General features: G+C 60.1%; 22 protein-coding genes. 9 read left to right on the top strand and 13 right to left on the bottom strand.

Features of this window, described 5'->3' with window-relative positions:
* The first annotated feature begins 30 nt into the window (after positions 1 to 30).
* Positions 31 to 366, top strand: coding sequence for an inorganic pyrophosphatase Ppa (locus tag MRX98_RS19210; RefSeq protein ID WP_246913943.1), 336 nt, complete (start codon positions 31 to 33; stop codon positions 364 to 366).
* Here the strand turns inward: MRX98_RS19210 and hemW are convergent.
* From hemW to MRX98_RS19195, 3 genes are all read right to left on the bottom strand, one after another.
* Positions 363 to 1,523 carry a radical SAM family heme chaperone HemW gene (hemW, locus tag MRX98_RS19205; protein WP_246913941.1) on the bottom strand — a complete coding sequence of 387 codons (1,161 nt, stop codon included), beginning with the start codon at positions 1,521 to 1,523 and terminating at the stop codon, positions 363 to 365. The two genes, MRX98_RS19210 and hemW, sit on opposite strands and share 4 nt — an antisense overlap.
* A gap of 52 nt (positions 1,524 to 1,575) precedes the next feature.
* Positions 1,576 to 2,010 (bottom strand): hypothetical protein, encoded by a 435-nt coding sequence (locus tag MRX98_RS19200; RefSeq protein WP_246913933.1) that lies wholly within the window; start codon positions 2,008 to 2,010, stop codon positions 1,576 to 1,578.
* A gap of 137 nt (positions 2,011 to 2,147) precedes the next feature.
* Positions 2,148 to 3,161 carry an HDOD domain-containing protein gene (locus tag MRX98_RS19195; protein WP_246913932.1) on the bottom strand — a complete coding sequence of 338 codons (1,014 nt, stop codon included), beginning with the start codon at positions 3,159 to 3,161 and terminating at the stop codon, positions 2,148 to 2,150.
* A 217-nt stretch (positions 3,162 to 3,378) separates the two neighbouring features.
* Between MRX98_RS19195 and MRX98_RS19190 the strand changes: the two genes are divergently transcribed.
* From MRX98_RS19190 to MRX98_RS19180, 3 genes are all read left to right on the top strand, one after another.
* Positions 3,379 to 3,882 carry a dihydrofolate reductase family protein gene (locus tag MRX98_RS19190; RefSeq protein WP_246913930.1) on the top strand — a complete coding sequence of 168 codons (504 nt, stop codon included), beginning with the start codon at positions 3,379 to 3,381 and terminating at the stop codon, positions 3,880 to 3,882.
* A gap of 110 nt (positions 3,883 to 3,992) precedes the next feature.
* Positions 3,993 to 5,381 carry a cysteine--tRNA ligase gene (cysS, locus tag MRX98_RS19185; protein WP_246913922.1) on the top strand — a complete coding sequence of 463 codons (1,389 nt, stop codon included), beginning with the start codon at positions 3,993 to 3,995 and terminating at the stop codon, positions 5,379 to 5,381.
* 38 nt (positions 5,382 to 5,419) lie between these two features.
* A complete protein-coding gene (locus MRX98_RS19180) occupies positions 5,420 to 6,295 on the top strand; it encodes an NUDIX hydrolase (protein WP_246913920.1) in 876 nt (291 codons plus the stop codon).
* Positions 6,296 to 6,313: 18 nt separating this feature from the next.
* On the opposite strand, the gene argF is transcribed toward MRX98_RS19180, so the two are convergent.
* Positions 6,314 to 7,231, bottom strand: a complete 918-nt coding sequence (gene argF, locus MRX98_RS19175) for an ornithine carbamoyltransferase (protein WP_246913918.1) — start codon at positions 7,229 to 7,231, stop codon at positions 6,314 to 6,316.
* A gap of 268 nt (positions 7,232 to 7,499) precedes the next feature.
* On the opposite strand from argF, the gene MRX98_RS19170 reads away from it, so the two are divergent.
* The 3 genes from MRX98_RS19170 to MRX98_RS19160 are packed head-to-tail and all read left to right on the top strand — an operon-like array spanning position 7,500 to position 12,202.
* Positions 7,500 to 9,272, top strand: coding sequence for an N-acetylglutaminylglutamine amidotransferase (locus MRX98_RS19170; RefSeq protein WP_246913916.1), 1,773 nt, complete (start codon positions 7,500 to 7,502; stop codon positions 9,270 to 9,272).
* Positions 9,273 to 9,289: 17 nt separating this feature from the next.
* Positions 9,290 to 11,041 (top strand): N-acetylglutaminylglutamine synthetase, encoded by a 1,752-nt coding sequence (ngg, locus tag MRX98_RS19165; RefSeq protein WP_246913914.1) that lies wholly within the window; start codon positions 9,290 to 9,292, stop codon positions 11,039 to 11,041.
* Between the two features lie 24 nt (positions 11,042 to 11,065).
* The gene (locus MRX98_RS19160; RefSeq protein ID WP_246913897.1) at positions 11,066 to 12,202 is read left to right on the top strand and encodes an osmoprotectant NAGGN system M42 family peptidase; all 1,137 of its coding nucleotides are present in this window, start codon (positions 11,066 to 11,068) and stop codon (positions 12,200 to 12,202) included.
* Between the two features lie 188 nt (positions 12,203 to 12,390).
* Here MRX98_RS19160 and MRX98_RS19155 read toward each other — a convergent pair whose 3' ends face one another.
* On the bottom strand, positions 12,391 to 12,981 hold the full coding sequence (locus tag MRX98_RS19155; RefSeq protein WP_246913884.1) for an NUDIX hydrolase: 591 nt from the start codon (positions 12,979 to 12,981) through the stop codon (positions 12,391 to 12,393).
* Between the two features lie 180 nt (positions 12,982 to 13,161).
* Between MRX98_RS19155 and MRX98_RS19150 the strand changes: the two genes are divergently transcribed.
* The gene (locus MRX98_RS19150; RefSeq protein WP_246913875.1) at positions 13,162 to 14,406 is read left to right on the top strand and encodes a lytic murein transglycosylase; all 1,245 of its coding nucleotides are present in this window, start codon (positions 13,162 to 13,164) and stop codon (positions 14,404 to 14,406) included.
* 275 nt (positions 14,407 to 14,681) lie between these two features.
* Here the strand turns inward: MRX98_RS19150 and MRX98_RS19145 are convergent, their stop codons facing one another.
* Together MRX98_RS19145 and MRX98_RS19140 are read right to left on the bottom strand one after the other, a co-directional pair.
* Positions 14,682 to 15,440, bottom strand: coding sequence for an arginase family protein (locus MRX98_RS19145; protein WP_246913874.1), 759 nt, complete (start codon positions 15,438 to 15,440; stop codon positions 14,682 to 14,684).
* Between the two features lie 361 nt (positions 15,441 to 15,801).
* The gene (locus tag MRX98_RS19140) at positions 15,802 to 16,380 is read right to left on the bottom strand and encodes a hypothetical protein (protein ID WP_246913872.1); all 579 of its coding nucleotides are present in this window, start codon (positions 16,378 to 16,380) and stop codon (positions 15,802 to 15,804) included.
* Positions 16,381 to 16,955: 575 nt separating this feature from the next.
* Between MRX98_RS19140 and MRX98_RS19135 the strand changes: the two genes are divergently transcribed.
* Positions 16,956 to 17,411 carry an iron-sulfur cluster assembly scaffold protein gene (locus MRX98_RS19135; RefSeq protein ID WP_246913870.1) on the top strand — a complete coding sequence of 152 codons (456 nt, stop codon included), beginning with the start codon at positions 16,956 to 16,958 and terminating at the stop codon, positions 17,409 to 17,411.
* 158 nt (positions 17,412 to 17,569) lie between these two features.
* On the opposite strand, the gene MRX98_RS19130 is transcribed toward MRX98_RS19135, so the two are convergent.
* The 6 genes from MRX98_RS19130 to MRX98_RS19105 all read right to left on the bottom strand — a co-directional run bounded on the left by MRX98_RS19130 (position 17,570) and on the right by MRX98_RS19105 (position 24,401).
* Positions 17,570 to 19,372 (bottom strand): AMP-dependent synthetase/ligase, encoded by a 1,803-nt coding sequence (locus MRX98_RS19130; RefSeq protein ID WP_246913868.1) that lies wholly within the window; start codon positions 19,370 to 19,372, stop codon positions 17,570 to 17,572.
* Positions 19,373 to 19,435: 63 nt separating this feature from the next.
* On the bottom strand, positions 19,436 to 20,218 hold the full coding sequence (locus tag MRX98_RS19125) for an ABC transporter ATP-binding protein (RefSeq protein WP_246913866.1): 783 nt from the start codon (positions 20,216 to 20,218) through the stop codon (positions 19,436 to 19,438).
* Positions 20,218 to 20,997, bottom strand: a complete 780-nt coding sequence (locus MRX98_RS19120; protein WP_246913864.1) for an ABC transporter ATP-binding protein — start codon at positions 20,995 to 20,997, stop codon at positions 20,218 to 20,220. The genes MRX98_RS19125 and MRX98_RS19120 overlap by 1 nt, the downstream gene beginning before the upstream one ends.
* 169 nt (positions 20,998 to 21,166) lie before the next feature.
* Positions 21,167 to 22,357, bottom strand: coding sequence for an ABC transporter substrate-binding protein (locus MRX98_RS19115; protein ID WP_246913862.1), 1,191 nt, complete (start codon positions 22,355 to 22,357; stop codon positions 21,167 to 21,169).
* Positions 22,358 to 22,395: 38 nt separating this feature from the next.
* Positions 22,396 to 23,271: a branched-chain amino acid ABC transporter permease gene (locus tag MRX98_RS19110; RefSeq protein WP_246913860.1), complete on the bottom strand. Its 876-nt coding sequence runs from the start codon at positions 23,269 to 23,271 to the stop codon at positions 22,396 to 22,398.
* Positions 23,272 to 23,330: 59 nt separating this feature from the next.
* The gene (locus MRX98_RS19105) at positions 23,331 to 24,401 is read right to left on the bottom strand and encodes a branched-chain amino acid ABC transporter permease (protein WP_246913858.1); all 1,071 of its coding nucleotides are present in this window, start codon (positions 24,399 to 24,401) and stop codon (positions 23,331 to 23,333) included.
* Positions 24,402 to 24,816 lie beyond the last annotated feature (415 nt).

Below are 24,816 nucleotides of genomic sequence, written 5' to 3'. Positions count from 1 at the left end.
CCACTCGGGTTTTGGAACAATGAGGGCGCTATGAGCACATCGCTGTTAATCAAAGACACCGTTCACATGGAGATCCAAACCTTCCAGCGGCCCGCCGACATGCGGCGCCTGAAGGAAAACCACGTGGCCTTCAGCGGCTCACCGCGGCAACATTGGACGGATCCGGCGAAAGTGATCCTGGTGGCCGATCCCTACAGCCGAAGTACTTTTTATTACGAATTCCGCATCGCCGACATCGCCTTCGTGCAGGACCTGCCCAATATCGTCAGTCCCGACGAGGAGGTGATTCCCATGGTGCGGGTGTGGGTCAAAAAACGCAGCCTGGCGCTGCGCTGCACACCCTTCATCGTTGAGGAAACGGTCTAGATCAGCTCCACCAACTCATCCACAATCCGGTCCAGGAACAGCATGCCCTCAACGGTCAGGCGGCAGCGGCGGTCGTCCATGTCGATCCAGCCTTCGGCGGAGCAGCGGTCCAGGGCGGTGTGAAAAAACAGTTTGAAGTCGATCTGGAAACGGTTTTGAAAGCCGGCCAGGTCGATGCCGTCCGATTGCCGCAATCCCAGAAACAGGGCCTCCATCATCTGCTGCTCTTCAGACAACACCTCTTCGTCGGCCAGTGGGGGCGTGCCGCGGCCGATGGATTCCAGATAGGCGTCCAGGGAGCGATGGTTCCACCAGCGATGGGGCAGGCGGCACCCATGGGCCGACGGCCCGAAGCCGATATACGGGTGGCCGTTCCAATATTTCTGGTTGTGCTTGGAGCGCCAGCGGCTGCCGCGGGCATAGTTGGACACTTCGTAGTGATCGTAACCGGCGGCACCCAGGAAATCATGGGTCATGCGGAACAGATCGGCCACGCGCAGCTCGGAGAGCGGGGCGAAGCGCCCGGTCTGCAAATCGTCGTGCAGCCGGGTCCCGGGCTCATAGGAGAGCATGTAGCAGGCCAAATGTTTGGGCCCCAGCCGGATGGCTTGCAAAAGGTCTTTTTTCCAAGTGCCCGGTGTCTGGTCCGGCAGGCCGAAGATCAGGTCCAATCCGATGTTGTTGAAGCCCGCAGCCACGCCGGCCTGCACGGCGGTTAGAGCTTGCTCGGCGGAATGGCGGCGACCCAGGAAGGCGAGGTTGCGGTCGTCGAAGGATTGTACGCCGATGTTGAGTCGGTTGAAGCCGAAAGCGGCGTAATCCTGCAGATCCCGGGTGGTGATGGAAGCCGGATTGACCTCCAGGGTCATTTCGGTCGTGGGGGTCAGATTGAAACAGACCGCCGCAGTATCCACTATCCGTCCCATTTGGCGGGGGGTCAACACGGACGGCGTTCCGCCGCCGATGTAGAGGGTGTCGGCCCGCAGCCCCTGCTCTGCGGCTTGCTGCATTTCCCATTGCAGGGCGTCCAGATAGGCCGGGATGCGGTCCAGTGCGGAGATGGAGTAAAAATCGCAGTAGGGGCATTTGCCGCGGCAAAAGGGGATGTGAATGTAGATGCCGACCGGTTGCGCGGCGGCCGTGCTTTCAAGTGCCATTACCGTATCCTGTAGGGGGCTGTATCGGGATGTGGATCGTTTGGGACATGGTTCAGAAAGCGCCCAGTTGACACCTGTTGATGCGGATGCCCAGTTTCTCGCAGGCGTTGGCTACCGCCATGCGGGGCATGCCCGTGGTGTCGGCGATGTGCCAGGCCGCGGCGCACGGCAGGCGTCCGTCCACCAGGGCCGCCTCGATGGCGGACTGCAGGTCGGGCGTCACCGATTCGGCGGGTACGATGGCCTTGCGGCCTTTGCCGTAACCGAACAGGCCGAGCTGGCATTTTTGAATTTGCCCTTCCTGTAAGTCGATGGCCACGCCCGCTTCACGGGGAGAAACCCCCTGCTCTTGGGCGATGGCGTGGGCCGTGCTGCAGGTGATGGTTTTGCCGGTCATGCGCCGGACGATGGCCTCGGCCAGTGCCGGCGCCACCGTTGTGCCGGCCGGGTGTTTGGCCGCAAAATGCCCTTTGTCTATATGTGCCATGGCATGCAATCCTTTCTTTTCCTTGGAGAAGGGGGCCTCCGACGGGCATTGAACAACAGGTGTAAACGTTCAATGACAAATGAAGGCGTCCCCTTGTTTAATAAAAGGACACGTCCATTGTCAAACGGCAATCACCTCTATCCGGCCAGCGTGGCGGTCAACTCGTTGACGGCGCCGCTGACCTGACCGGCCATCTCTTCCGCGTTTTCCGGCTTGAGGCGCAAAATCTCCAGGCTGTCCGGACTCAACGGCAGCTCCTGGAAGCCCGGTCCGCCGCCGAAGCCGGCCAGACCCGCGATGTGGTTGGCAAGATGTACGATGTGGGCCAACTGGTTGCCGTTCGAACCTTCCGGGCAGTGGTGATAGCGCATGGCGTCGGCTTGATTTTCCGGCAGTTTCCACTTTTTACACAGATCGTAGGCGATTTCCGTATGGTCGAAGCCGAGGATATGGCGTTCGGCCAGCAGGAAGGAGGGGGAACGGTCCCGCAGGAAAGCATCGAAGGCGTCTCTCTGCTTGAGGACGTGGGGGTCGAGGGCGAGTTTGCCGGCATCGTGAATCAGGCCGACGGAAAAGGCGTCGTTTTCCAGGCTCGGCGCCCTTTTTTGGGCGATCAGGCGCGATGCCATGGCGGTGGCCAGGCTGTGTTTCCACAGGCCGCCGGCGTTGAGCCCGTATCCTTTGAGCTGTTGTCCCAGCAGGGCGCTGGAGGAGGCCATGGTAATGACCTGCTCCAGGGTTTTATATCCCAACACCACCGATGCCTGGTGGATGGAGCTGACCATGCCGCTCAATCCGTAATACGCCGAATTGGCCACCTTGAGCACTTTGGCGGCGATGGCCTGGTCCGATTCGATGATGCCGGCGATGTCCTTGAAACTGGAATTGGGATCGGACAACACGCCCCGCGCCTTGATCAACACCTTGGGCATGGGGGGCAGGTCGTTGACACGCTTGATGATACGGTTTTTAATATCTTCACTGCTCAATTCGGTATCCGCTGATTCGGACAGCGGCTTGAAGACCAGGCGGTTCCCATCATCCGCTTCGGGGCGAAGGTCGATGGTGATCTTGGCCTTGCAGGACGGGCAGGGGAAGCTCACCAATCTGCCGTGGGGCAGCCGGTCATCGGGCAGGGTATAGCTTTTCATACATGACGAACAGGACACTTTCATGAAATCGCCTCACTTGACATTTGACATTCCCCCATGTTCTTTTCCCGCTACCGCCCCTCAGTGGCAGCGGCGCCGCGGGGCGGCCGACCGCCCATCGGCACCGGGGGGGCATACTGCCATATTATCGGTTGCAAGCCAAGGAAAGTTGAGCATTAAAAAATGTTGAGCCTTAAAAGAGGGGAAGACGAAATCCATGAAAATCACGCTGGTCATGGCAATGACCGTCGACGGCAAGATCGCACGACATCATACCCACTATCCGGACTGGACCGGTAAAGCGGACAAGCGCATGTTCAAACAGCTGACCCGAAACGCCGGGGTGATTATCATGGGCTCGCGCACCTATGCCACCATCGGCAAGCCCTTGCCCGAGCGTCTCAACTGGGTGATGACCCGCCGGCCGCAACACTTCAGCGCCGCTCAGAACCTGGTGTTCAGTGACGATCCGCCCGAGGCCATTGTCGGTCGCCTGGCGGAGCGGGGTTATTCGCAGGCCGCCTTGACAGGCGGCGCGACCATCAACACCCTTTTTGCACGCGCCGGTCTGATCCACGAAATGGTGTTGACGGTCACCCCCAGACTCTTCGGCCAAGGGCTCTCCCTTTTTGCCGAGCCGCTGGAGATGGACCTGGAGCTGCTGGACCGGCGCGAGCTGGATCCCGGCACCCTGGTGCTGCACTACCGTTGTCGCTTCTAGCCGCTTTTCGGATCGCCGGTCCGCCATTGTTTGTTTGACAGGATAGCGGTCCTTGAGGCATAAAATTGCCGATTTATAAATAAAACTTCTTTCCATCGAGGATGTGCCCCATGGATCTGATGTTGTACAATACCCTGACGCGGCGAAAAGAGCTCTTTCGCCCCATCCAGCCACCGCAGGTGGGCCTTTATACTTGCGGACCGACGGTCTACAATTACGCCCATATCGGCAATTTGCGGACCTACATCTTCTCCGATGTGCTCAAGCGGGTGCTGGCCTACAACGGCTACAAGGTGCGCCATGTGATGAATATCACCGATGTGGGGCACCTGACCGGTGATCGCGACATGGGTGAGGACAAACTGGAGCAGGGGGCCCAACGGGAAGGCAAAAGCGCCTGGGAGATCGCCGCGCACTACACCGAAGCGTTCAAGAAGGACATCGAACGGCTCAACATCCTGTCGCCGACGGTGTGGTGCAAGGCCACCGAAACCATTCCCGAACAGATCCAACTGATCCGTATTCTGGAGCAAAAAGGGTACACCTACCGCACCAGCGACGGCATCTATTTCGACACCGCCCGCTTCGCCGGTTACACCAAATTGTCCCATCAGAACCTGGAGGCCCTGCAGGAGGGTGCCAGGGTGGAAAGGAACCCGGAAAAGCGCAATGCCACCGATTTCGCCCTCTGGAAATTCTCACCACCCGATGTGCAGCGGCAGATGGAGTGGCCGTCGCCCTGGGGAACGGGGTTTCCCGGTTGGCACATCGAGTGTTCGGCCATGAGCATGAAGTACCTGGGCGAAATGCTGGACATCCATTGCGGCGGCACCGACCACATCGATGTGCACCACACCAACGAGATCGCCCAGTCGGAGGCGGCCACCGACCGCAAATTTTTCAATTTCTGGATGCACGGCGCCTTTTTGATTATTGCCGGCGGTAAAAAGATGGCCAAGAGCGAGGACAACTTCCTCACCTTGGATGTGACCGTGGCACGCAACCGGGTGGAGCCCCTGGCCTTCCGTTTCGCCGCCTTTCAGACCCACTACCGCAAGCCCATGGAGTTCAGCGAAGAGGGGTTGGCGGCCGCCCAGAACGGGCTGCAGCATTTGCGCAACCAAGTGCGCGCCCTGCTGGATGGCGCTTCGCCCGCCGTGATCGATAGCCAATATCAAGAGAAGTTTCGCCAGGCCGTCAACAATGATCTCAATATGCCCCAGGCGATGGCCGTGGTGCAGGAGATGCTCAAATCCGATCTGCCGGCGCCGATCAAATTAGCCACCTTGTTCGATTTCGATCAGGTGTTGGGGTTCGATCTGCAGGGCTTGGACGCAGGCGAAGCGCTACCCGACGAGATCCGTGCCCTGGCCGATGCCCGGCGCCGGGCGCGCAAGGAAAAACAGTGGGCCTTGTCCGACCAGCTGCGGGACGAACTGCAAGCCAAGGGCTACGTTGTGCAAGACACCCCCCAGGGCATGAAGGTGTTCAAGGCCTGAGGCGCAAGCCGGGGGAACACCCCCTTGAGGCATCGTATATGGGAAGTGCATGGCAAAACGACCTGCTGCGGGACCCGTCCGCCTTGCGGGCCCACATCGACCGCACGGTGGGCATCGAGCCGTTGTCCCGGGGGCCGGCGGACACCGATCCGACATCCCTCAAAAGGGATTCGGTGGTGCTTTTCGTGCTCAGCCAATTTGCCGGCGGCGCGGACGCAGGGGAGCCATGCCTCATCTTGAACAAGCGTTCGCCCCGGGTGCGGCAGGCCGGCGACTTGTGCTGCCCCGGCGGTGGTTTTTCGTTGCCCGCCGATCGGTTGTTGGCGCGCCTGATGGACCTGCCGGGCTCTCCGCTCAAACGGTGGACCGGTTGGCGTGGCCGTCACAACCCCCGGACGCGGCGCCTGGCCTTGCTGCTGTCCGCCGGTCTGCGCGAAGCGTGGGAGGAGATGCGCCTCAACCCCTTGGGGGTGCGCTTTCTCGGCATGCTGCCCCAACAACATCTGGTGATGTTCAAGCGGGTGATCCACCCCATGGTGGGATGGGCCCCGGCCCAACGGCTCAGGCCCAACTGGGAGGTGGCGCGGATCGTTCCCATTCCCCTGCGCCACTTGCTCGATCCGGCGCGATACGGCCGTTTCCGGCCCATGGTGATACCGGAGAACGACAACGAGCGGCAACGCCTGCGCCATGAGGACTTTCCCTGTTTCATCCACGAGGATGATCACGGCCGGGAAATGCTATGGGGCGCCACCTACCGCATCACCTTGAGTTTCCTCGCGCGGGTGTTCGACTTCCAGCCGCCGGAGGTGGATCGATTGCCGCTGGTGCATCGCCGCCTGGACCCCAACTACCTCAACGGCTCGCGTTGGGATCCGACAACCGCACAACGCAACGACGTCCGGGACTGGTAGGGCGCCGCACACAGCCCATCAAGCCTTGCCGGCCAGTATCAACATGATGGCATTTTGCATGTGCATGCGATTTTCCGCCTGTTGGAAGATGATGGAGGCCGGGGATTCCATCACCGCATCGGTCACCTCCAAGCCCCTTTGGGCCGGAAGGCAGTGCATGAAAACCGCCGTGGGTTTGGCGGCCGCCATCAGGTCGGGCGTGACGGTGAATCCCTGGAAATGACGTTTGCGTTCGCGCAGTTCATGTTTTTTGCCCATGGAAGCCCACACGTCGGTGTACACCACATCGGCATCCGTAACGGCCTTCAGGGGATCGTTGGTGATCTCCACGGTGCCCACACCGGCTGCTTCGGCCATGGCCAAGGTGGCTTGCTCCGGCGGATAGTTCAGGGGGCAGGCACAGACGAAATGGAAGGGCAAGCGGGTGGCCAGCCGCAGCCAGCTGTGGACGATGTTGTTGCCGTCGCCCACATAGGCGATTTTCAGATCGTCCAGGTGGCCCCGGTGTTCCCGGATCGTGAGGATATCGGCCATGATCTGGCAGGGATGGTTGTAGTCGGTAAGGCCGTTGACCACCGGTACCGTGGCGTAGCGGGCCAGCTCCAGCATGTGTTCATGATCGAACAGGCGCGCCATGATCATGTCGTTGTACCCACTGAGAACACGGGCCACATCCTTGGCCGGCTCCCGGTTGCCCACATCCACATCGGCCGGCCCCAGATACAGGGCGTGTCCGCCGAGACGGCAAAAACCGGTTTCAAATGAAGCTCGCGTGCGCGCCGACGGTTTGGCAAACACCATGGCCAGACTGTGATCCTTGAACGGCTGAAAAGGTTCCCGCTTTTTCAGCTTGGCCTTGACTGCCAAGGCCAATTCCATGGCTTCCAGGATCTGGTCCGTGGACCAGTCGTCCACATGCAGAAAATTTTGTTTCATGGTGCGCTCCTTTGCGGCCTCCGCATGGTTTTCCGCCTCCGGATCGAATCGCGATCATGGTTTCTGCGCATCCAATACCCCGTAATGATGGTCGATCAGCGGAAAAAAAATACATAAATCAAATCTCGGTGTCTGCGTCAAGGATTCAATGGTGCCGTCAGCGATTGCAGCGCACCTTGAATTGTTCGGCTGAAATGGATACCATCTATTATTGAATTTCTACGAGGGATTCGAAAATCACTTGGATGCCTCAGGAAGGAGAAATGACATGTGCGGCATATGCGGCATTGCAGCCTTCAACCCATCGACGGTCGATGCGTCCGGCTTGACACGGATGATGGATGCGATGGCCTCCCGGGGACCCGATGGCGCCGGGCTCGTCATGCAAAACACGGTGGCGCTGGGGCATCGGCGTTTGAAAATTATCGATTTGAGCGACAAGGCGCAGCAGCCGATGGTGGATGCCTTTTTGGGGCTGACCATCGTCTACAACGGCGCCATATACAACTACAAAGCGTTGCGTGAAGAATTGGAGGGTAAGGGATACACTTTTTTCTCCAGCGGCGACACGGAAGTGATTCTCAAAGCCTATCACCACTGGGGCGAACAGTGCGTCACCCGTTTCAACGGGATGTTCGCCTTCTGCATCCTGCACCGTGATGAGGGGCGTCTCTTTCTGGCCCGAGATCGCCTGGGCATCAAGCCCCTTTACTACACTCAGAATGCACGGCGGTTCGCCTTCGCCTCGACCCTGCCCGCCCTGCTGGCAGGCGGCGGGATCGACACGCGGATCGATCCGGTGGCCCTCAACCATTACTTGAGCTTTCATGCCGTGGTGCCGCCACCCCACACCATCCTGCAGGGGATTCGCAAACTGCCGCCGGCCACCACCATGACGGTGACGCCCGACGGGCAAACACGGTTCAACACCTACTGGGAGCTCTCTTTCGATCGCGATGAGGCGCGGCAACAGTACAGCCTCGAGGATTGGGGGCGATTGTTGCGGGAATCGCTGGAAGCGGCGGTGCAGCGACGCTTGACGGCCGACGTGCCCGTGGGTGTGCTGCTGTCGGGCGGCCTGGATTCGAGCCTGCTGGTGGGGTTGCTGGCCCGGGCCGGGGCTCACGATTTGAACACTTTCTCCATCGGTTTCGAGGCCGCCGGCGGGGAGGCGGGCGACGAGTTCCGCTACTCCGACCTGATCGCCGACCATTTCGGCACGTTTCATCACAAGATCGAGGTGGACACCGGCCAGGTGCTGCCGTCCCTCGATCCCTGCATCCGGGCCATGAGCGAGCCCATGGTGAGCCACGACTGCATCGGCTTTTACCTCCTGAGCCGGGAAGTGGCCCGCCACGCCAAGGTTGTCCAAAGCGGCCAGGGCGCCGATGAAGTCTTCGGCGGCTACTACTGGTATCCGCCGATGATGGCCAGTGAAGACCCGGTGGAGGACTATGCCCGTGAGTTCTTCGACCGTGGTTACGAAGAGTACAAAAGCATGGTTCACCCCGATTATCACCAGGGAGATTGGAGCCGCAACCTGGTGCGCCGGCTGTTCGAAAAAGATCCGCACATGTCGCCGGTGGACAAGGCTTTGAAGATCGACACCACGGTCATGCTGGTGGACGACCCGGTCAAGCGCGTGGACAATATGACCATGGCCTGGGGGCTGGAAGCCAGGGTGCCTTTTCTGGATCACGAGCTGGTGGAGCTGGCCGCCCGCATGCCGGCCGCCCTCAAGGTGGATCACGGCGGGAAGTACATCCTCAAGGAAATGGCCCGTGAAATCATTCCCGCAGACGTGATCGATCGCCCCAAAGGCTACTTTCCGGTGCCGGCGCTCAAGTACCTGCAAGGCGAATACCTGGATTATGTGAGGGATACGCTGACCAGCACCAGCGCCCGGCAGCGCAACCTTTTCGAGCCGGCCTACGTAAAGATGTTGCTCGATGACCCGGAAGCACATCACACACCCCTGCGGGGTTCCAAGCTGTGGCAGGTCGCCCTGCTGGAGCGTTGGTTGACGTTGCACGGGGTTTAACTTCCTGGAGGCCATCCATGGACAAGCATCAACGCCCCGGCGGACGAATGGATCGCATGCATTCGCCTTCCTTGAAAAATTGGGAGCCCCCGCGCAGTCCGGCCTATGATCGCATGCGGCCCGACACCAGCGTGGACATGGGTTGGGGACGCATCATCTTCGGCCAAACCTTCGCCGACGCGGACAGTTTGTTCGCGGCCATGAACAGCGAAGCGCCGGGCCGGCGGGACGTCACGTTCTACTTGCGCGATCCCCATGTGCTGCTGGCCATGGCACCGGATCGCTTCTTTCTGGACCCCTCCCACACCTACCGGATCTGGGCCCACGATTACCGGCCGCTCAAGGCCAGAAGCCAGATCTTCACGGTGCGCCGCGTCTCCACCCGGGAACATGTGGAAGGGATGAACAGAATCTACCGTTGCCGCCGGATGGTCACCTGCGATCCCGATTTCATTCTGGACTACCATGCCACCAAACTGCGCACCTACATGGTGGCCGAGACCCTGCACGACCAAAGCATCATCGGCACGGTGACCGGGGTCGATCACGTGGAGGCCTTCAACGACCCGGAAAACGGCGCCAGCCTATGGTCTCTGGCCGTGGATCCGACGGCCGACGCACCGGGTGTGGGCGAAGCACTGGTGCGCCACCTGGTGGAGCACTACTTCACCCGCGGGCGCAACTACGTGGATCTGTCGGTGATGCACGACAACCAGGAGGCGATCCATCTCTACGAGAAGATCGGATTTCAACGCGTGCCGGTCTTCTGCGTCAAACGCAAGAACCCGATCAACGAGAAGCTCTTCATGCCCCAGGCACCCGACAGCGAGCTCAACCCCTACGCCCGGATCATCATCGACGAAGCGCGGCGCAGGGGCATCGGGGTGGAGGTGGTCGACCAGGAGGCCGCTATTTTCACCCTCACCCTGGGGGGACGCACCATCCATTGCCGCGAATCGCTCACCGATTTGACTTCCGCAATCGCCATGATGCGCTGCGACGACAAGCGTCTGACCCACCGCGCCCTGGCGCGTGCCGGGCTGCACGTGCCGCAACAGTTCGCCCCCGGCAGCGATGAGGAAAACCAGGCCGTGCTCGACCGGTTGAGCCGCGTGGTGGTCAAACCGGCCCGGGGCGAGCAGGGCCGCGGCATCAGCGTGGACATCCGCGACGGTGCGGCGCTGGCCAAAGCCATCCAAGCGGCCGAGGCAGTCTGCCCGGATGTCATCATCGAGGCCTATGTGGAGGGCCAAGACCTGCGGGTGATCGTTCTGGGATATAAATTCGTCGCCGCCGCGGTGCGCCGGCCGCCCCAGGTGACCGGTACCGGGCAACACACCGTGGCCCAATTGATCGAGAAGTACAACCGCCGCCGCATGGCCGCCACGGGTGGCGAAAGCAGCGTGCCCCTGGACGAGGAAACCGCCCGCTGCGTGGCGGAGGCCGGATTCGCCATGGAGGACACGCCCCCCGACGGGCAGACCATCGTGCTGCGCAAGGCGGCCAATCTGCACACCGGTGGCACCATTCACGATGTCACCGAAGAGATCCATCCCGCCCTTGTCGAGGCGGCGGAAAAGGCCGCCGTGGCGCTGAACATACCGGTCACCGGCCTCGATTTATGTGTGCCGGACCTGCAGGCGCCCGACTACCATATCATCGAAGCCAACGAGCGGCCCGGGCTGGCCAATCACGAACCCCAACCGGTGGTCGAGCGGTTCATCGACTTGCTCTTCCCCGAAACGCTGCCGCTCGGCAAAAAAGCTTAATCAAAGGAGGCGATTCAGCTCAACATGGTTCCTGTGAATATCGACATGCAATACCTTCGGAAGACCTTGATCGATCTGCTCAACATCCCCAGCCCTTCCGGCTATTCGGACCAGGTGGTCCATTACGTCGGCGAAGCGCTGACCCACCTGGACATACCGTTCAGCGTCACGCGCCGCGGCGCCATTCGCGCCTGCCTGGCCGGCAGCAACAGCAAAGTGGAACGGGCGGTGTGCGTTCATCTGGACACCCTGGGCGCCATGACCCGCATGCTCAAACCCAACGGCCGCCTCGCGCCGGCGCCGGTGGGCACCTGGTCCAGCCGTTTTGCCGAAGGGGGCCGGGTCACCATTTTCAAAAGCAACGGCGAGGCCGCCCGCGGCACCGTGATGCCCCTGATGGCCTCCGGGCACGTCTACAATGACAAAGTCGACACCCAGCCCATTGACTGGGACCACGTCGAAGTGCGCGTGGACGAAAAGTGCCACACCATCGCGGATTTGAAATCCGTCGGCTACAGGGTTGGGGATTTCATCGCCTTCGACGCGGCCCCCGAAATCACCCCCGGCGGCTATGTTTGCGCCCGTCACCTGGACGACAAGGCGGGGGTCGCCACCCTGCTGGCCACGGCCCTGGCCATCCGGTCCGGCGAGATCCGCCTGCCCACCGATTGCTACCTGCTGTTCACCATCTCGGAAGAGGTGGGATCCGGCGCCTCATCCATTCTCTACGGTGATGTGGCGGAAATGGTGGTCATCGATCACGCACCGGTGGCCGAAGGGCAAAACTCCAGCGAACACAGCACCACCATCTGCATGATGGACCAGACCGGTCCCTTCGACTACCATTTGAGCCACAAGTTGATCGATTTGTGCGAGGCCCATGAAGTGCCGTACTGCACCGATGTGTTCCGCTACTACCGCAGCGATTCAGCCTCGGCCCTGGAAGCCGGCAACGACACCCGCACCGCGCTGATCGGCTTCGGCCTGGACGGCTCACACGGCAACGAGCGCACCCACCTCGATTCCCTGGCGGCAGTGGGACAATTGTTGGGACTTTACATGCAAAGCCCTCCCACCTTCATGCGGGACAAGGACGACATCTCAAGCCTGGAAGGTTTCCCCCATCAACCGTCACGCAAAGCGATCAAGATCACGACCTGATCTGTCGATGGCCATTCACAAACGGATGAACGGGGCGCCCATTCTTCGCGCCAATGACAGTTGATGCTGGGCCGTGCAGCTAAACAAGCTTCAACTTCTCAAATCTGCGTAAGAGTGGAAGATTAGAGGCGCCTCCGTGCGAGAACAGGCGATGTCCCATTTACGGCTACATGCATCCGAACCTCCAATCAATCTCCAATCAGGTAGGCTTTGCCCTGCTGCGCAAAGGCATCCATGGCCAGCCAGGCGCGGGCGCTGAAAACGATTTCGGTGCGGTTGAGCAGGGCGCGAATCTCCTGGCGGTCCATCAGGCAAATCTCGATTTCCTCGGAATCGGCGTTGTGGCGCGCGGTGGGCGTGCCTTCGACTTCGGCAAAGACCATGGCGATGGTTTCATCGGTGATGCCCGCGGAGGAGAAAAGCGCCGGGCTGTGACGGTACACGCGCACCAGGTCCAGGCCTGTCTCCTCGCGCAGTTCGCGGCCCGCCGCTTTCGCCACCGTTTCGTTAGGGTCCAGCAGGCCGGCGGGAAAACCGTACAGGTAATCACCGACGGGGATGCGGAACTCCTTGATCACCACCAGTTTGTCCATGTTGCGGTGATAGGGAACGATGATCGCCGCATCGGGGCGCCGGCGTTCGCCGGTGATGCATTTGGGCTGATCGCCCCGGCTGACCAGGTGCCAGCGTTTGGCATTGCCTTTGCGGTCCAGGTAGGAGATGGCAAAAAGGGTTGCGTATTTTACCTTGGCCAGGATGGTTGCGTTTAATATCTTCACGTGGGTCCTCGAATGGCTTCGCTGTCCACACTTTGCGTTACCACAGATGGATAAAGATTGCATCCTTTGCCGCATTTCTGTCAGAATGGTTGTGGCATGTCGCAATGGGACAAGCTGCGTTTCGGTTGAAAGAAGGAGACGATGATGGTTCCGCGATCAATAATCCATTGGAGCGCATGGGTGCCGGCTGCAGTAGCGGCTTTGATTTTGCTGTCGGTCCTCTGCGGCGGCACGGCGCAGGTAAGTGCGGAGACACAGGCAAAGGCCGCATCGGCGGATGCCCCCGATCCGGCCTTTGCGACCTGGCTGGCATCCCTGCGCGAAGAGGCGCGCGACAGTGGCATCTCGGAGGCCACCCTGGACGCCGCCCTGCAAGATGTAGCGCTCCTGGTGCGCGTAATCGAGCTGGACCGTCGCCAGCCGGAGTTTACGCAGACGTTCTGGCAATATCTGGACCGCCGGGTCACCGATACCCGGGTTGAACGCGGTCGGATGCTGTTGGAAAAGCATGGTCTTTTGTTGAATGAAATTCAGGCCAGCTACGGCGTGCCGGCGCGCTACTTGATTGCCCTGTGGGGCTTGGAGACCAATTTCGGTGACTATATGGGCAACAACCGCGTCATCGATGCGCTGGTGACCCTGGCCTACGATCAACGCCGGGCCCGCTTTTTTCGGGCGGAGCTCTTGCAAGCGCTGAAGATCATCGACCAGGGTCACATCACACCGGACGGCATGATGGGTTCCTGGGCCGGTGCCATGGGGCACATGCAATTCATGCCCTCCACATTCATGGGGTATGCCGTGGACCACACCGGTGACGGCCGCAAGGATATATGGGGCAGCCTGCCGGATGCCTTCTCCTCGGCGGCCAATTTTCTGGCCAATTCGGGCTGGCAAGCTGGGGAACTATGGGGTCGGGAGGTGCGGTTGCCCGCCCGTTTCGACCTGGCTCTGGCCGATATCCGCACCCGTAAGACGATTGCGCAGTGGTCGGCCCTCGGTGTGCGGCGGGCCGCAGGCGGCCCACTGCCGCCGGCGGACATGGAAGGCGCCATTGTCATGCCCCAGGGCCAAAGCGGCCCCGCTTTTTTGGTCTACGACAATTTCCGGGTGATCATGCGTTGGAACCGTTCGGTCAACTATGCCGTCACCGTCGGTCATTTGGCCGACCGCATTGTCGGTATGCCGCCATTAGCGAACGGACGCGAGGCGGATCACGCGCCACTGACACGCAGCGAGATCATGGAACTGCAACAACTGCTCAACCAACTCGGTTTCGTGGCGGGGGCTGCCGACGGCTTGCCGGGCCCGAGCACACAATCGGCCATCCGCGATTTTCAGAAACAGCATGCACTACCGCCAGACGGTTATCCCTCGCCCGCCCTCCTGCAACGTCTCCGGCAATCGGCACCGCCTCTGTCGTAGGGGCACGGCATGCCGTGCCCTGGTGGACGGTTGCGCAGGGGCACCGTATGCCCCGGACGTATGCCCTGGTCTATTGGAAGGTTGCAGAAGGGCAGGGCAATAGGTGCCATTTTAGCCGGTCGAACAAGGGGCACGGCATGCCGTGCCCCTTCGCGTTTGAACCTGTACCCTGCAAGGGTCGCCGTGGCCATCTCGGTGCGCGCCCGCAATCATTCATGGCCACAACCATCTCGCTGTGGCTGCCATGGGTTGAGAAGGCGTCGTTATCCGGGTGATCAACTGAGCCGGCCGCGCGCCATTCCCCTGAGTAGGGCTTGCACATTGTAACCCAGCACCTTGTGGTTGTACCCTCCCTCGAACACCGCAAAGCAGCCGGCAGCGCGGGGGCGCACGGCTTCAACGGCCATGCGGCCGATGGCTTCGTAGTCTTCCGTAGCCAGCAGCCCGCCCCAATCCTGCTGGTGGTGATCGAATCCCGCGGAGATACCCACGATATCGAAGGGTGCGGCGGCCAGGCAGCGTTCCACGGTCTGCAGATAGGATTTGCGGTTGGTGGCGGTGGGGTTTTCGATGGTCACCCAGGGGCGGTTGCCGAGGATGTCGACGCTACCGTCGCCGTAATGCAGGTCGATGTCCAGCACCAGGGCGCTGCCGATTTTGCCTTGGCTGTGCAGGTGGTGCAGGGCGACGGCCATGTTGTTGAAATGGCAGAAACCCCAGGCGTCATCGGCGGAGGCGTGGTGGCCGGGAGGGCGCACCAGGGCCATGCAGGGCTCCGCGAGGCCGATTACGGCGGCTTGAATGGCGGCGCCGGCCGCCAAGGCGGCGATCTCGTAGAGGCCTTCCCGGCGAACCGCCGTGATGTGGCTTGGGCCGTGTACGGCGGCGATTTGTGCTTCGGTGGCTTCAACTGCGGGGACGAAGGTCACCTCGCCCTCGATGACTTGCATGATGGCTTCCATGCGACCTGCCGCGGCGGCCGGGTCGTGGTCGTACACTTGGTAGAAGGCTTGGTCGAACACCACTTTGATCATCTTGGTTTCTTTCGCGAAAATGCCTGTTTAAAAGGCTTGTGCAGGTTTAAAGGGTTTATGCGGAATTTGCCGATGGGCCCAGTGGTGCCACCCAAGCGTACCCTGCGGCAAACGGCACCGCCGCTGTCGTAGGGGCACGGCATGCCGTCCCTACAGGGGTTGCCTGTGGTGTTGGACCACGGCATGTGGTGCCCCAACGGGGATTGTCGGGCGTATCATCTGGTGGCGCGTTTTTTCTCCATCATGCCTTTTATACGGTCGGCGATTTGCGCTGCCTTGTTCGAGGCTTCGAAGGATGTGTCGCCGTAATCGTATCGGGCGCCGAAATTTCCGGTGATTGTAACGCCCCGTCCCTTTTTGGTCAAATCTTTCTCACTGCATTGCACGAACAAGGCGCCCCTTTCCACATAGGTATCCCTGGCGGGCGCGCCATTGCACCGGACGGTGTCGAGAGCGATGTCGGCGATGTAGCCTCCGGCCAGGCGGTCGGGGAAATTGTTTTTTCGCGAGCCCTAAAGACCAAACCCTTCTTGCCGTGCCTGTGTTGCGGCGTGGCCACCTTCACCGTCGCCTTGATGGGTGACGTATCGATAACGGGCAGATCGAGGCTGGAGCGTCTGATGGCATCGAACCAGACAAACACCTGCGGTTCAGGGAAAATCTCGGGCGTGACCTCCGGTTGGACACAGGTAATGGTCAGGCGAATGCGGTGATCTAATTTGAAGATATAAGAGAGCGGCCCGAGGGCGAAGTCCAGTCGGTGTTGCCTGCCGGGGGTGAGGGGTTCCATATCTTCCTTCAAATCGTAGGCGCCCCAGAATGCCGGCGGCATCCAGTAAGACCGGTTGGCCCGCGCCAGGTGGTTCAAGGCGCTGCCGTAGGAGGCATACAGTCCCTGTACGTCCGCAATCGACAACACATAGCCGAACTTCACCAGCAACTTGGCCGCACCGGGATACAAATCACCGCCAGGTGGATCTCCTGGTGTTATATTTCCTGACCGATTAATCCTCAACAGATGCTTAGAGTTATAGAAAAACAACTTATGTCACATCGCCCCGCGACAGGTGCCGGTGATCAAGCTCAATAGAACGTTGTCGGCTCAATTTAGGCCTCCTTCGACGTTTTGCGTGGCATGCATTTTTGCAGATCGCCGGACAGGCCGTAGATGCGGTCGGTGGCAAACAACCATCCCGGCTATATGCATGCATGCGCCTGCCTGAATGCGTTTTTCCAGGGACATCTCGCCATGAGAGTGTCGCACCCGTGCTATCTTCCGTATCCATCTTTTCCGTGGGGCCGGAACACCTAATCCTGCAATGGAAATCATTACAGGGACTTATGATAATCCTTAGGATACTTTCGCGCTCCCGGCACAAGCTTTGCTGTCAACCCAACCGGGTGTATCGGTTTTGCCAAGGTGGCGGGGGGTGAAATCCTTTGTTTCACTCCCCGCGCGCCGACTTCGATGAGATTCATCGGCAATAGATACCGTTACAGGAGCGATAGGCAAACATGAGCGACAAGCTGGATGATTTCGTCAACGATTTGCAAGGCCGTATATTCGAAGAGACACGAGCGGCCTATGGTGAGCTGGGGTTTGAACGCTGGCGCAACCCGTTGTACCAGGGCGCCATGCAGGACGCCCATGGCCGCGCGCGCCTTAAAGGCACTTGCGGCGATACGATGCAACTGTTTCTGAAATTCGAACAGGGCCGGGTCGTGTCTGCATCCTATTTGACCGACGGTTGCGGCGCCAGCACCGTATGCGGATCATTGGCCGCCGAGATGGCCCATGGATGCACGCCCGAGGCCATCGCCGACATCACGGGTGAAACAATACTGGAATTATTGGGTGTTTTTCCCGAAGAGGACCGCCACTGCGCCTTTCTTGCCGCGGCCACCCTGCAGGAAGCCCTCAGCGATTATATGCGACACACCATACTGGATGCCGATTCCCGGATAAAGTGATGCGAAGGAAGACGAAGGGTTGCGTCGCAAATTTGCGATGAATGGTCGGTAGGGGTGCCGCAGCGCGACACTATCCTCAGTGGTGAACGGAGCGCATGTCGACCACAAATTTTCAACTTTGAACTATTTTCCGTCGGTTGTTCAACTTACGAATCGCATCACGCCGCGTACATCGATTCAATCAAATCTTTGTACTGCTCGTTGATCGATTTGCGTTTGACCTTCATGGTGGGGGTCACTTCGCCGTCTTCGGTGTAAAGTTTCTTGTCCAGGATGCGGAATTTGCGGATGTTTTCCACGCGGGCCACCTGGCGGTTGACTTTGTCCACCTCCTGCTGGATCAAATCGACGATCTCGGGGGCTTTGGTCATGGTGGCGAAGGTGGTGAACTGCACCTTCTGGTCCTGGGCGTACTTGGTGACATTCTCCTCGTCGATGACGATGATGGCGGTCAGGTATTTGCGCCGGTCGCCGATCACCACCGCGTCGTTGATGTAAGGGGAGAACTTGAGCAGGTTTTCCAGGAACTGGGGTGCGATGTTCTTGCCGCCGGCAGTGATGATCAGGTCTTTTTTGCGGTCCGTCAGCTTGAGATAGCCTTCGTCGTCGATTTCACCGACATCGCCGGTGTGCAGCCATCCGTCGTTGAGGACTTCGGCGGTTTTCTCCGGATCCTTGTAGTAGCCCTTGAAAATGCCTTTGTGGCGGACTACGATTTCACCGTCCTCGGCGATGCGCACCTCGGTCTCCGGCAGGGCGCGGCCGACGGTGCCCACCTTGAAGTTGCGCTCGTCCGACATGTGGGTCACGCCCGTGGTCTCGGTCATGCCGTAGCCCTCCCGGATGGGGATGCCGATGCTCTGGAAGAACTTCAGGATTTCATGGGAAATGGGCGCGGCACCGGAGCCGCCGAAGCGGATGCGATCGAAGCCCAGCCGCTTTTTGAGTTTGCGGAAGACGACGAAATAGAACAGATGGTAGGCCAGTGTCAGGTGCACGGGTATGGATTGCTTGGCAAGGGCCTTGTTGTTGTATTGGGTGCCGATCTTGATGGCCATGTTGTAAAGGGTTCGTTTGATCCAGGTGGCGTCGGCCATCTTGAGCACGATGGCCGAGTAGTATTTTTCCCAGATGCGCGGCACCGCGTGAAAAACGGTGGGGGAAACATCCCGCATGTCGGCCATCACCGTGTCGGTGCTCTCGGTGAAGTTGACCGTGTGGCCCACGGTCAGGTGGAACATGATGTCGAAGATCTGCTCGTAGACGTGGTTCAGGGGCAGAAAGGAGATGGTTTCGTCGTCGCGGGTGGTGTACATCACCTGGCGCGCCGCCTGGCCGACCCACAGGTAGTTTTCGTGGCTCAGCATGGCGCCCTTGGGCGGACCGGTGGTGCCGGAGGTGTAGATGATGCCGGCGGTGTCTTGGGGTTTCACCTGTTCGATCAATTGTTGAAACAGTTCCGGTTGGGCCTTGTCCGTAGCTTCGCCCAGCTCCAGCAGCTGGGCGAAGCTCATCAGCATGGGATCCTGGAAGTGCTTCAGACCTTCCATTTCCCAGACGATCAGCCGACGCAGCTTGGGGGTTTTCTCCCGGAACACCAACGCCTTGTCCAACTGCTCCTCGTCTTCGCAGATGTAGAACACGGCATCGGAATGGGTGACCACATATTCGCACTCCGGCGCCGGATTGGTGGTGTAGATGCCCACCCAGGCGCCGCCGGCGCACACCGCGCCGAGGGCTGAATAGAGCCATTCGGGGCGGTTTTCACCGATGATCGATACATGCTCGCCATAGGAGAGCCCCAGGGCGTGCAGCCCGAGGGCCGTATACTTTACCTTGCGCAGATATTCAGCCCAGGTGATGTCCCGCCAGATACCGAACTCCTTGCGACGCAGGGCCACGCGTTCGGGTTGAGTGGACGCGATGTGCAGCAGCGCTTTGGGCAATGTTTCGATGGTCATCCCTTTTCCTCTTCAGATCGATCTTCAGCAGCCATATTGCGGAACCGGTTGAACGGACACCTCTCAACGGAAGCGCACTTTGCGGCGATATCGTTTGTACCCTTTGACCGACTGTTCCCTGGCGATGCCCAGGTAGAACTCCTTGATGTCCTCGTCCTCGCGCAGCACCGCCGGCGTGTCGGCCCTGACGATGCGGCCGTTTTCCAGCAGGTAGGCGAAATGGGCGTATTTGAGCGCCATATTGACGTTTTGTTCCACCAGAAAAATGGTCACCCCGTCCTGCTCGTTGATGTTCTTTATGATCTGGAAAATTTCATGGGTCAGCAGGGGGGAGAGCCCCAGGGAGGGTTCGTCCAGCATGAGCAGCTTGGGGCGGCTCATCAGCGCCCGGCCGATGGCCAGCATCTGCTGCTCGCCGCCGCTCATCAGGCCCGCCTGCTGCTTGGTGCGCTCCCTGAGGATGGGAAAGTGGCGGAAGACGTTTTCCAGGTCCGCCTGGATGCCGTCCTTGTCGTTGCGGGTGTAGGCGCCCATGAGCAGGTTTTCCAGGACGTTCAGCTCGGGAAACACTTCCCGGCCCTCGGGTACGTAGCCGATGCCCATTTTGACGATGGCGCTGGTGTCGCGGCGCTGGATGGGCGTGCCGAGAAATTCGATGGTACCCTTTTCGGGCTGCTCCGTCTTGGCGTCGTAGAACAGGCGCATGATGGTTTTGAGCACCGTGGTCTTGCCGGCGCCGTTGGAACCCAACAGGGCCACCACGTCCCCCTGGTTGATTTCAAAGGAGATGCCGTGCAGCGCCCGGATCAGGTCGTACCAGGTTTCGATGTTGTTCACCTTGAGCATCAGGCGATCGCCTCCTCTCCCAGATAGGCCTTGATCACTTCCGGGTGGCGTTGCACCTCGCCGGGCGCGCCCTGGATGATCTCCCGGCCTTGGTTCATGGCCAGCACCCGGTCGGAAATGCCCATGATCATGTTCATATCGTGTTCGATCAATAAAATGGTCACCTGGAAGTCGTCCCGGATGTCCTTGATCCAGATGGTCAGATCGTCCTTCTCCTCGGTGTTCATTCCGGCCGACGGCTCGTCGAGCAGCATCACCTTGGGTTCCATGGCCAGGGCGCGGCCCAGTTCCACCAGTTTGCGTTTGCCGTAGGCCAGGCCGCCGACGAACTGGTCGCGTACCGATTGCAATTCGAGAAAGTCGATGATCCGCTCTACCTTCTCCCGGTGCGCCACCTCCTCGCGGGCCGCCCGGGAGCGGCTGCCGAACATGAAGGCGCCGCCGAAGATGCCCGTGCGCATGTGGATGTGACGGCCGAGCATCAGGTTGTCCATCACCGTGGCATTGGCGAACAGCTCGATGTTCTGGAAAGTGCGGGCGATGCCCTTGCGGGCGATGCGGTCCGGTGTTTTGCCCACCATGTTCTCGCCCTCCAGCACGATCCGTCCCTCGTCGGGTCGGTAGATGCCGCTGATGAGATTGAAGATGGTGGTCTTGCCCGAACCGTTGGGGCCGATGATGGAGAAAATCTCGTTGCGTTGCACATCGAAACTGATGTTGTTGACCGCTTTGAGCCCACCGAAGCTGATGTGCAGATGGGCGACATTGAAAAAAGCCATGAACCTACCGCTTTCGATGGCGACGGCCGCCGATTCCGGTGGCCGTCGCGGAGATTGATCAAACACCCTTGGGTTCGCCCGTTGGTGCGGCTGTCGTACCAACGCGCCGCAATCGGGGCTGCAAGCCGGCGGGTAAAGCAGATTCAGACCCCGCCGGCTTAAGGCCGATTTACTCCATGGACAGTTCGTTCTCGATCCAGTCCTGCACCACGATGGTTTCCCCGTTGGGGCCGCACTGCCAGATCTGCAGTTCCCTGGGCGGCCGATGGCTCTCTTTGCTCCAGGTAATGCGGGGGCCGATGCCCTTGAAGTCGGCGATGCTGTCCAGGGCATCGCGCAGGGCGGCGGTGCTCAGGTCGGGGCCGGCCTTTTCCAGGGCATGCACCAAAGGTTCGGCCACTACGATGCCGGCCATGTAGAAGATGCCCCAGCGCTCCTCGGGGGCGAGCTTTTTGACGGCCTCGCGGTAGCTGTTCATCAGGGGGGTGTCGGCATTGGGATCATCGGTGAAGGCGGAGGTGATCACCCCTTCCCTTGCCCACAGCCCGTCGGTGATGTGGTTCATCAGGGCGAAGTCGCACAGGTTGTAGGAGTGCAACCACTGGGGCTGGAAACCGACGGAAACCGCAGTGCGCAGTGCGATGGCCGCCTGGGTGGGCGCCACGATGCCGATGATCGCCTCGGCGCCGGAAGATTGCAGCCGGGCGATCTGGGAGGAGAGATCCCGCTCGATGGGTTCCACGGGAACCGCGGCTACAAGTTCCATGTTGTGCTCTTTCAGGCGGCGGTTGATCCCTTTCATGGCGTCCATGCCCCAATCGTCATTTTGATAGAAAAGGGCGATCTTCTTGTAGCCTTTGTTCTCCACGGCGAACTTGGCCAGCAGGCTGCCGTCGTCGAAATAGGAGGGCCACATGTTCCATTGCCAGGGGTTGTCCTGGAAGGCCTCGGCGCCGGAGCAGACGCCCACCCAGATGATCTCGTTCTGGCGCAGGTAGGATTGCACCGCCATGCCCGGCGCGGTGCCCACGCCGCCCACGAAGGCCAGGACGCCGCGGCGATCCACCAATTCGCGCACGCCGGCCATGGTCTGGGACGGGTTGTACTGATCGTCACGGATGAAGTAACGAATCTGGCGCCCGTGGATGCCGCCCTTTTCGTTGACCATGTCGAAAACCAGCTTGCTGCCCCTGGCCACGGCGCCCCAAGGAGCGGCCGGACCGGTCTGCGGCCCCCATTGGCCGATGCGGATCTCCTTGTCGTCGAAGCCGCGCTCGCGTTGTGCAAAACCGGTATCGGCCAGGAGGAACAAGGCCAGCAGCGGAACTGCCAGTGCCGTCAAGATGCGTTTCATCTTCATTGCCATTCTCCTTTTTGTGGTGAATTGATCCATTGCCGTTACACCTTTTTGACGTAATGCTTGCCGAAAAGCCCCGCCGGGCGGATGCAGAGCACCAGAACGATGACCACGAAGGCCGTGATCGGTTTCCAGGTGGGCCAGGCGTAGCCGAAAAAGTTCTCGATCAACCCCATGATGCCGCCACCGATGAGCACTCCGGGGATGCTCATCAGGCCGCCCAGCACGGCGGCGGCGAAGGCGCGCAGAAAAGGCTCCATCATGAACTGGGGATCCAGGATGGTGCGGGCGGACAGGAGGACCGCCGCCGTGACGCCGATGACCGAACTGAAGGCCCAGGCGAAGGCGAAGACCCGGTTGGTCTTGATGCCCATGATCTTGGCGGCGTGCTTGTTCTGCTGGGTAGCGCGCATGGCGGTGCCCAGCTTGGTGTGTTTGAAGAAGAAATAGAGAAAGGCCATGATCAAGGCGGCGATGATGAACACGGCGATGGCCCATTGACTGATCACGAAGCCCGGCATAATTTCGTAGGTCACCTGATAGGAGAAGGGAATGGAGAAGGCTTGCTGCTCGGCGCCCCATTTCCAGCTGGCCACGCCCGCCAGCAGCAGTTGGGTGCCGATGGTGATCACGATCAGACCCAACAGGCTCGGGTTCTTGGCCGGCCGCAGAAAGAAAAACTCGATGAAAACCCCCAGCAGTGCGGCAAAGGCCAGGGCGGCGAGAAAGGAGACCCAAAAGGGCGCGCCGTAGACCGTCAATACATGAAAGGAGACAAAGGTGGAGAACATGGCCATGTCGCCGGCGGCGAAATTGACCACCTCCGAAGTTTTGTAGATGATCACCACCGCCAATCCGAAAAGGCCGTAGCACGCCCCCATGGCCAATCCTTCGATCAACAACTGTCCGAACGGCATCGTTCCCCCATGCATTGCGCGATTAGAAATATGTTGGGTAGTGAGGCTTGCGCGGGCCCTCAAAAGGGCCAGGTCTTCCAATATTTTTTGACTCGGATCCAGGCGCCGAAAATGCCCAGCGGTTCGAAGATGATGATGCCGATCATCACCAGCCCCAGTGCGATCAGGTTGAAGTTGTCGATACCGCTGACCGTCAGCCATTGCCGCGAGAAGGAAACCAGCAGGTCGCCCACGACGGGCACCTCGCCGACGTTCTTGAACAGATCGTACATCAGGTAGGTGATCAAGGTGGCGCCGGCGATGGCCCCCATCACCGAGCCCAGTCCGCCCACCACCACCATCACCAGGAAAATCACCGACAGGATCAGGTTGAAGGTGAACGGATCGAAGAAACCCAGCACGAAGGCGTAAAGGCCGCCGGCAATGCCGGCATAAAAGGCGCTGACGGCAAAGGCGAGGGTTTTGTAGACCGCCAGGTTGATGCCGATCACCTCGGCGGCGATCTCGCTGTCGCGAATGGCGACAAAGGCACGCCCCGCCTTGGTTTTCAAAATGTTGATAGCGAAAAGCACCATGCCGACGGTGATGGCCAGGATCAGGTAGTATTTGCTCACCTGGGAGTGGAGCACCCAACTGAAGCCCAGTTGCGGTATGCCGATATCCAGCGGCGGCGCCGAAAGGCCGGTGCGGCCGCCGAACAGCTCCATGTGACCGATGATATGCATGATGGCCAGGCCGAAAGCCAGGGTGGCGATGGCCAAATAAGGGCCTTCCAGGCGCAGGGCGGGCAAACCGAGCAGAAAACCGAAGAAGGCGGCGATGAAGGCCGACCCCAGCAGGGCGACGAAAAAGGGAAGTTGCAGCTTGGTCATCAGCAGCACGGTGACGAAGGCGCCGATGGCGAAAAAACCGCCGTGGCCCAAGGCGATCTGGCCGGTGGACCCGACCAGGATGTTAAGCCCAACGGCGACGATGATGTGCACCAAGATCAGGTTGAACAGGTAAACATGGTACTGGGTGGCGAAGAAGGGCGCCGCCAGGAGACCGGCAAGCAGTATGATGGCCCAAAATAGAACCGTGCCGCTGCCGAACAGTTCGATATCCTCGTAATAGGAACGCTTCATGTCCATTTCAACTGCACCTCGCGAGCATCGTCATATCGAGATCAAGGGCCACTGCCGAACCGCGCCGATTCGAAAAACGAGAATGAACTGCGCTAATTAATGGAGCTTCAGGAGGTTGTCAAGGCAAAAGCGAATGAACAACCAGCAGCCAGTGAAGGCGGGTCATTTTGTGCTTGCATTTTTATGTCGCCTGGATAGAAGAATAGAGAAGGGATCGGACGGCCGGCGCCTCCCACATTCCCGAAACTGGTCGACCTGTGCCATGTGTCAAAAGGATTGACACACCTGCCCGATTCCACTAATCTCCTGTTGCCTTAATGGCAACTGCCTGAATTTCGTTCGTATTGTGATCTGCAGGCCTTGTCCGAAGGGGAGGATCGCAACCTTCGGCAGCGGCTTGGCCAACCCTATATTGAAGGAG

This window comes from Desulfatitalea alkaliphila, from assembly GCF_022968795.1.
Lineage (GTDB): Bacteria > Desulfobacterota > Desulfobacteria > Desulfobacterales > Desulfosarcinaceae > Desulfatitalea > Desulfatitalea alkaliphila.
The sequence above is the reverse complement of the archived record's forward strand: the minus strand, read 5'-3'. Positions and strand labels throughout refer to the sequence as shown.

What these genes read in the sequence shown, in the direction of transcription:
- MRX98_RS19120 (WP_246913864.1), bottom strand. Translation starts at nt 20,997, where the DNA reads ATGGCTTTTTTCAATGTCGCCCATCTGCACATCAGCTTCGGTGGGCTC.
- hemW (WP_246913941.1), bottom strand. Translation starts at nt 1,523, where the DNA reads ATGGCACTTGAAAGCACGGCCGCCGCGCAACCGGTCGGCATCTACATT.
- cysS (WP_246913922.1), top strand. Translation starts at nt 3,993, where the DNA reads ATGGATCTGATGTTGTACAATACCCTGACGCGGCGAAAAGAGCTCTTT.
- MRX98_RS19115 (WP_246913862.1), bottom strand. Translation starts at nt 22,357, where the DNA reads ATGAAGATGAAACGCATCTTGACGGCACTGGCAGTTCCGCTGCTGGCC.
- MRX98_RS19190 (WP_246913930.1), top strand. Translation starts at nt 3,379, where the DNA reads ATGAAAATCACGCTGGTCATGGCAATGACCGTCGACGGCAAGATCGCA.
- MRX98_RS19195 (WP_246913932.1), bottom strand. Translation starts at nt 3,161, where the DNA reads ATGAAAAGCTATACCCTGCCCGATGACCGGCTGCCCCACGGCAGATTG.
- MRX98_RS19160 (WP_246913897.1), top strand. Translation starts at nt 11,066, where the DNA reads ATGGTTCCTGTGAATATCGACATGCAATACCTTCGGAAGACCTTGATC.
- MRX98_RS19105 (WP_246913858.1), bottom strand. Translation starts at nt 24,401, where the DNA reads ATGGACATGAAGCGTTCCTATTACGAGGATATCGAACTGTTCGGCAGC.
- MRX98_RS19170 (WP_246913916.1), top strand. Translation starts at nt 7,500, where the DNA reads ATGTGCGGCATATGCGGCATTGCAGCCTTCAACCCATCGACGGTCGAT.
- ngg (WP_246913914.1), top strand. Translation starts at nt 9,290, where the DNA reads ATGGACAAGCATCAACGCCCCGGCGGACGAATGGATCGCATGCATTCG.
- MRX98_RS19200 (WP_246913933.1), bottom strand. Translation starts at nt 2,010, where the DNA reads ATGGCACATATAGACAAAGGGCATTTTGCGGCCAAACACCCGGCCGGC.
- MRX98_RS19135 (WP_246913870.1), top strand. Translation starts at nt 16,956, where the DNA reads ATGAGCGACAAGCTGGATGATTTCGTCAACGATTTGCAAGGCCGTATA.
- MRX98_RS19130 (WP_246913868.1), bottom strand. Translation starts at nt 19,372, where the DNA reads ATGACCATCGAAACATTGCCCAAAGCGCTGCTGCACATCGCGTCCACT.
- MRX98_RS19125 (WP_246913866.1), bottom strand. Translation starts at nt 20,218, where the DNA reads ATGCTCAAGGTGAACAACATCGAAACCTGGTACGACCTGATCCGGGCG.
- MRX98_RS19210 (WP_246913943.1), top strand. Translation starts at nt 31, where the DNA reads ATGAGCACATCGCTGTTAATCAAAGACACCGTTCACATGGAGATCCAA.
- MRX98_RS19110 (WP_246913860.1), bottom strand. Translation starts at nt 23,271, where the DNA reads ATGCCGTTCGGACAGTTGTTGATCGAAGGATTGGCCATGGGGGCGTGC.
- MRX98_RS19180 (WP_246913920.1), top strand. Translation starts at nt 5,420, where the DNA reads ATGGGAAGTGCATGGCAAAACGACCTGCTGCGGGACCCGTCCGCCTTG.
- MRX98_RS19145 (WP_246913874.1), bottom strand. Translation starts at nt 15,440, where the DNA reads ATGATCAAAGTGGTGTTCGACCAAGCCTTCTACCAAGTGTACGACCAC.
- argF (WP_246913918.1), bottom strand. Translation starts at nt 7,231, where the DNA reads ATGAAACAAAATTTTCTGCATGTGGACGACTGGTCCACGGACCAGATC.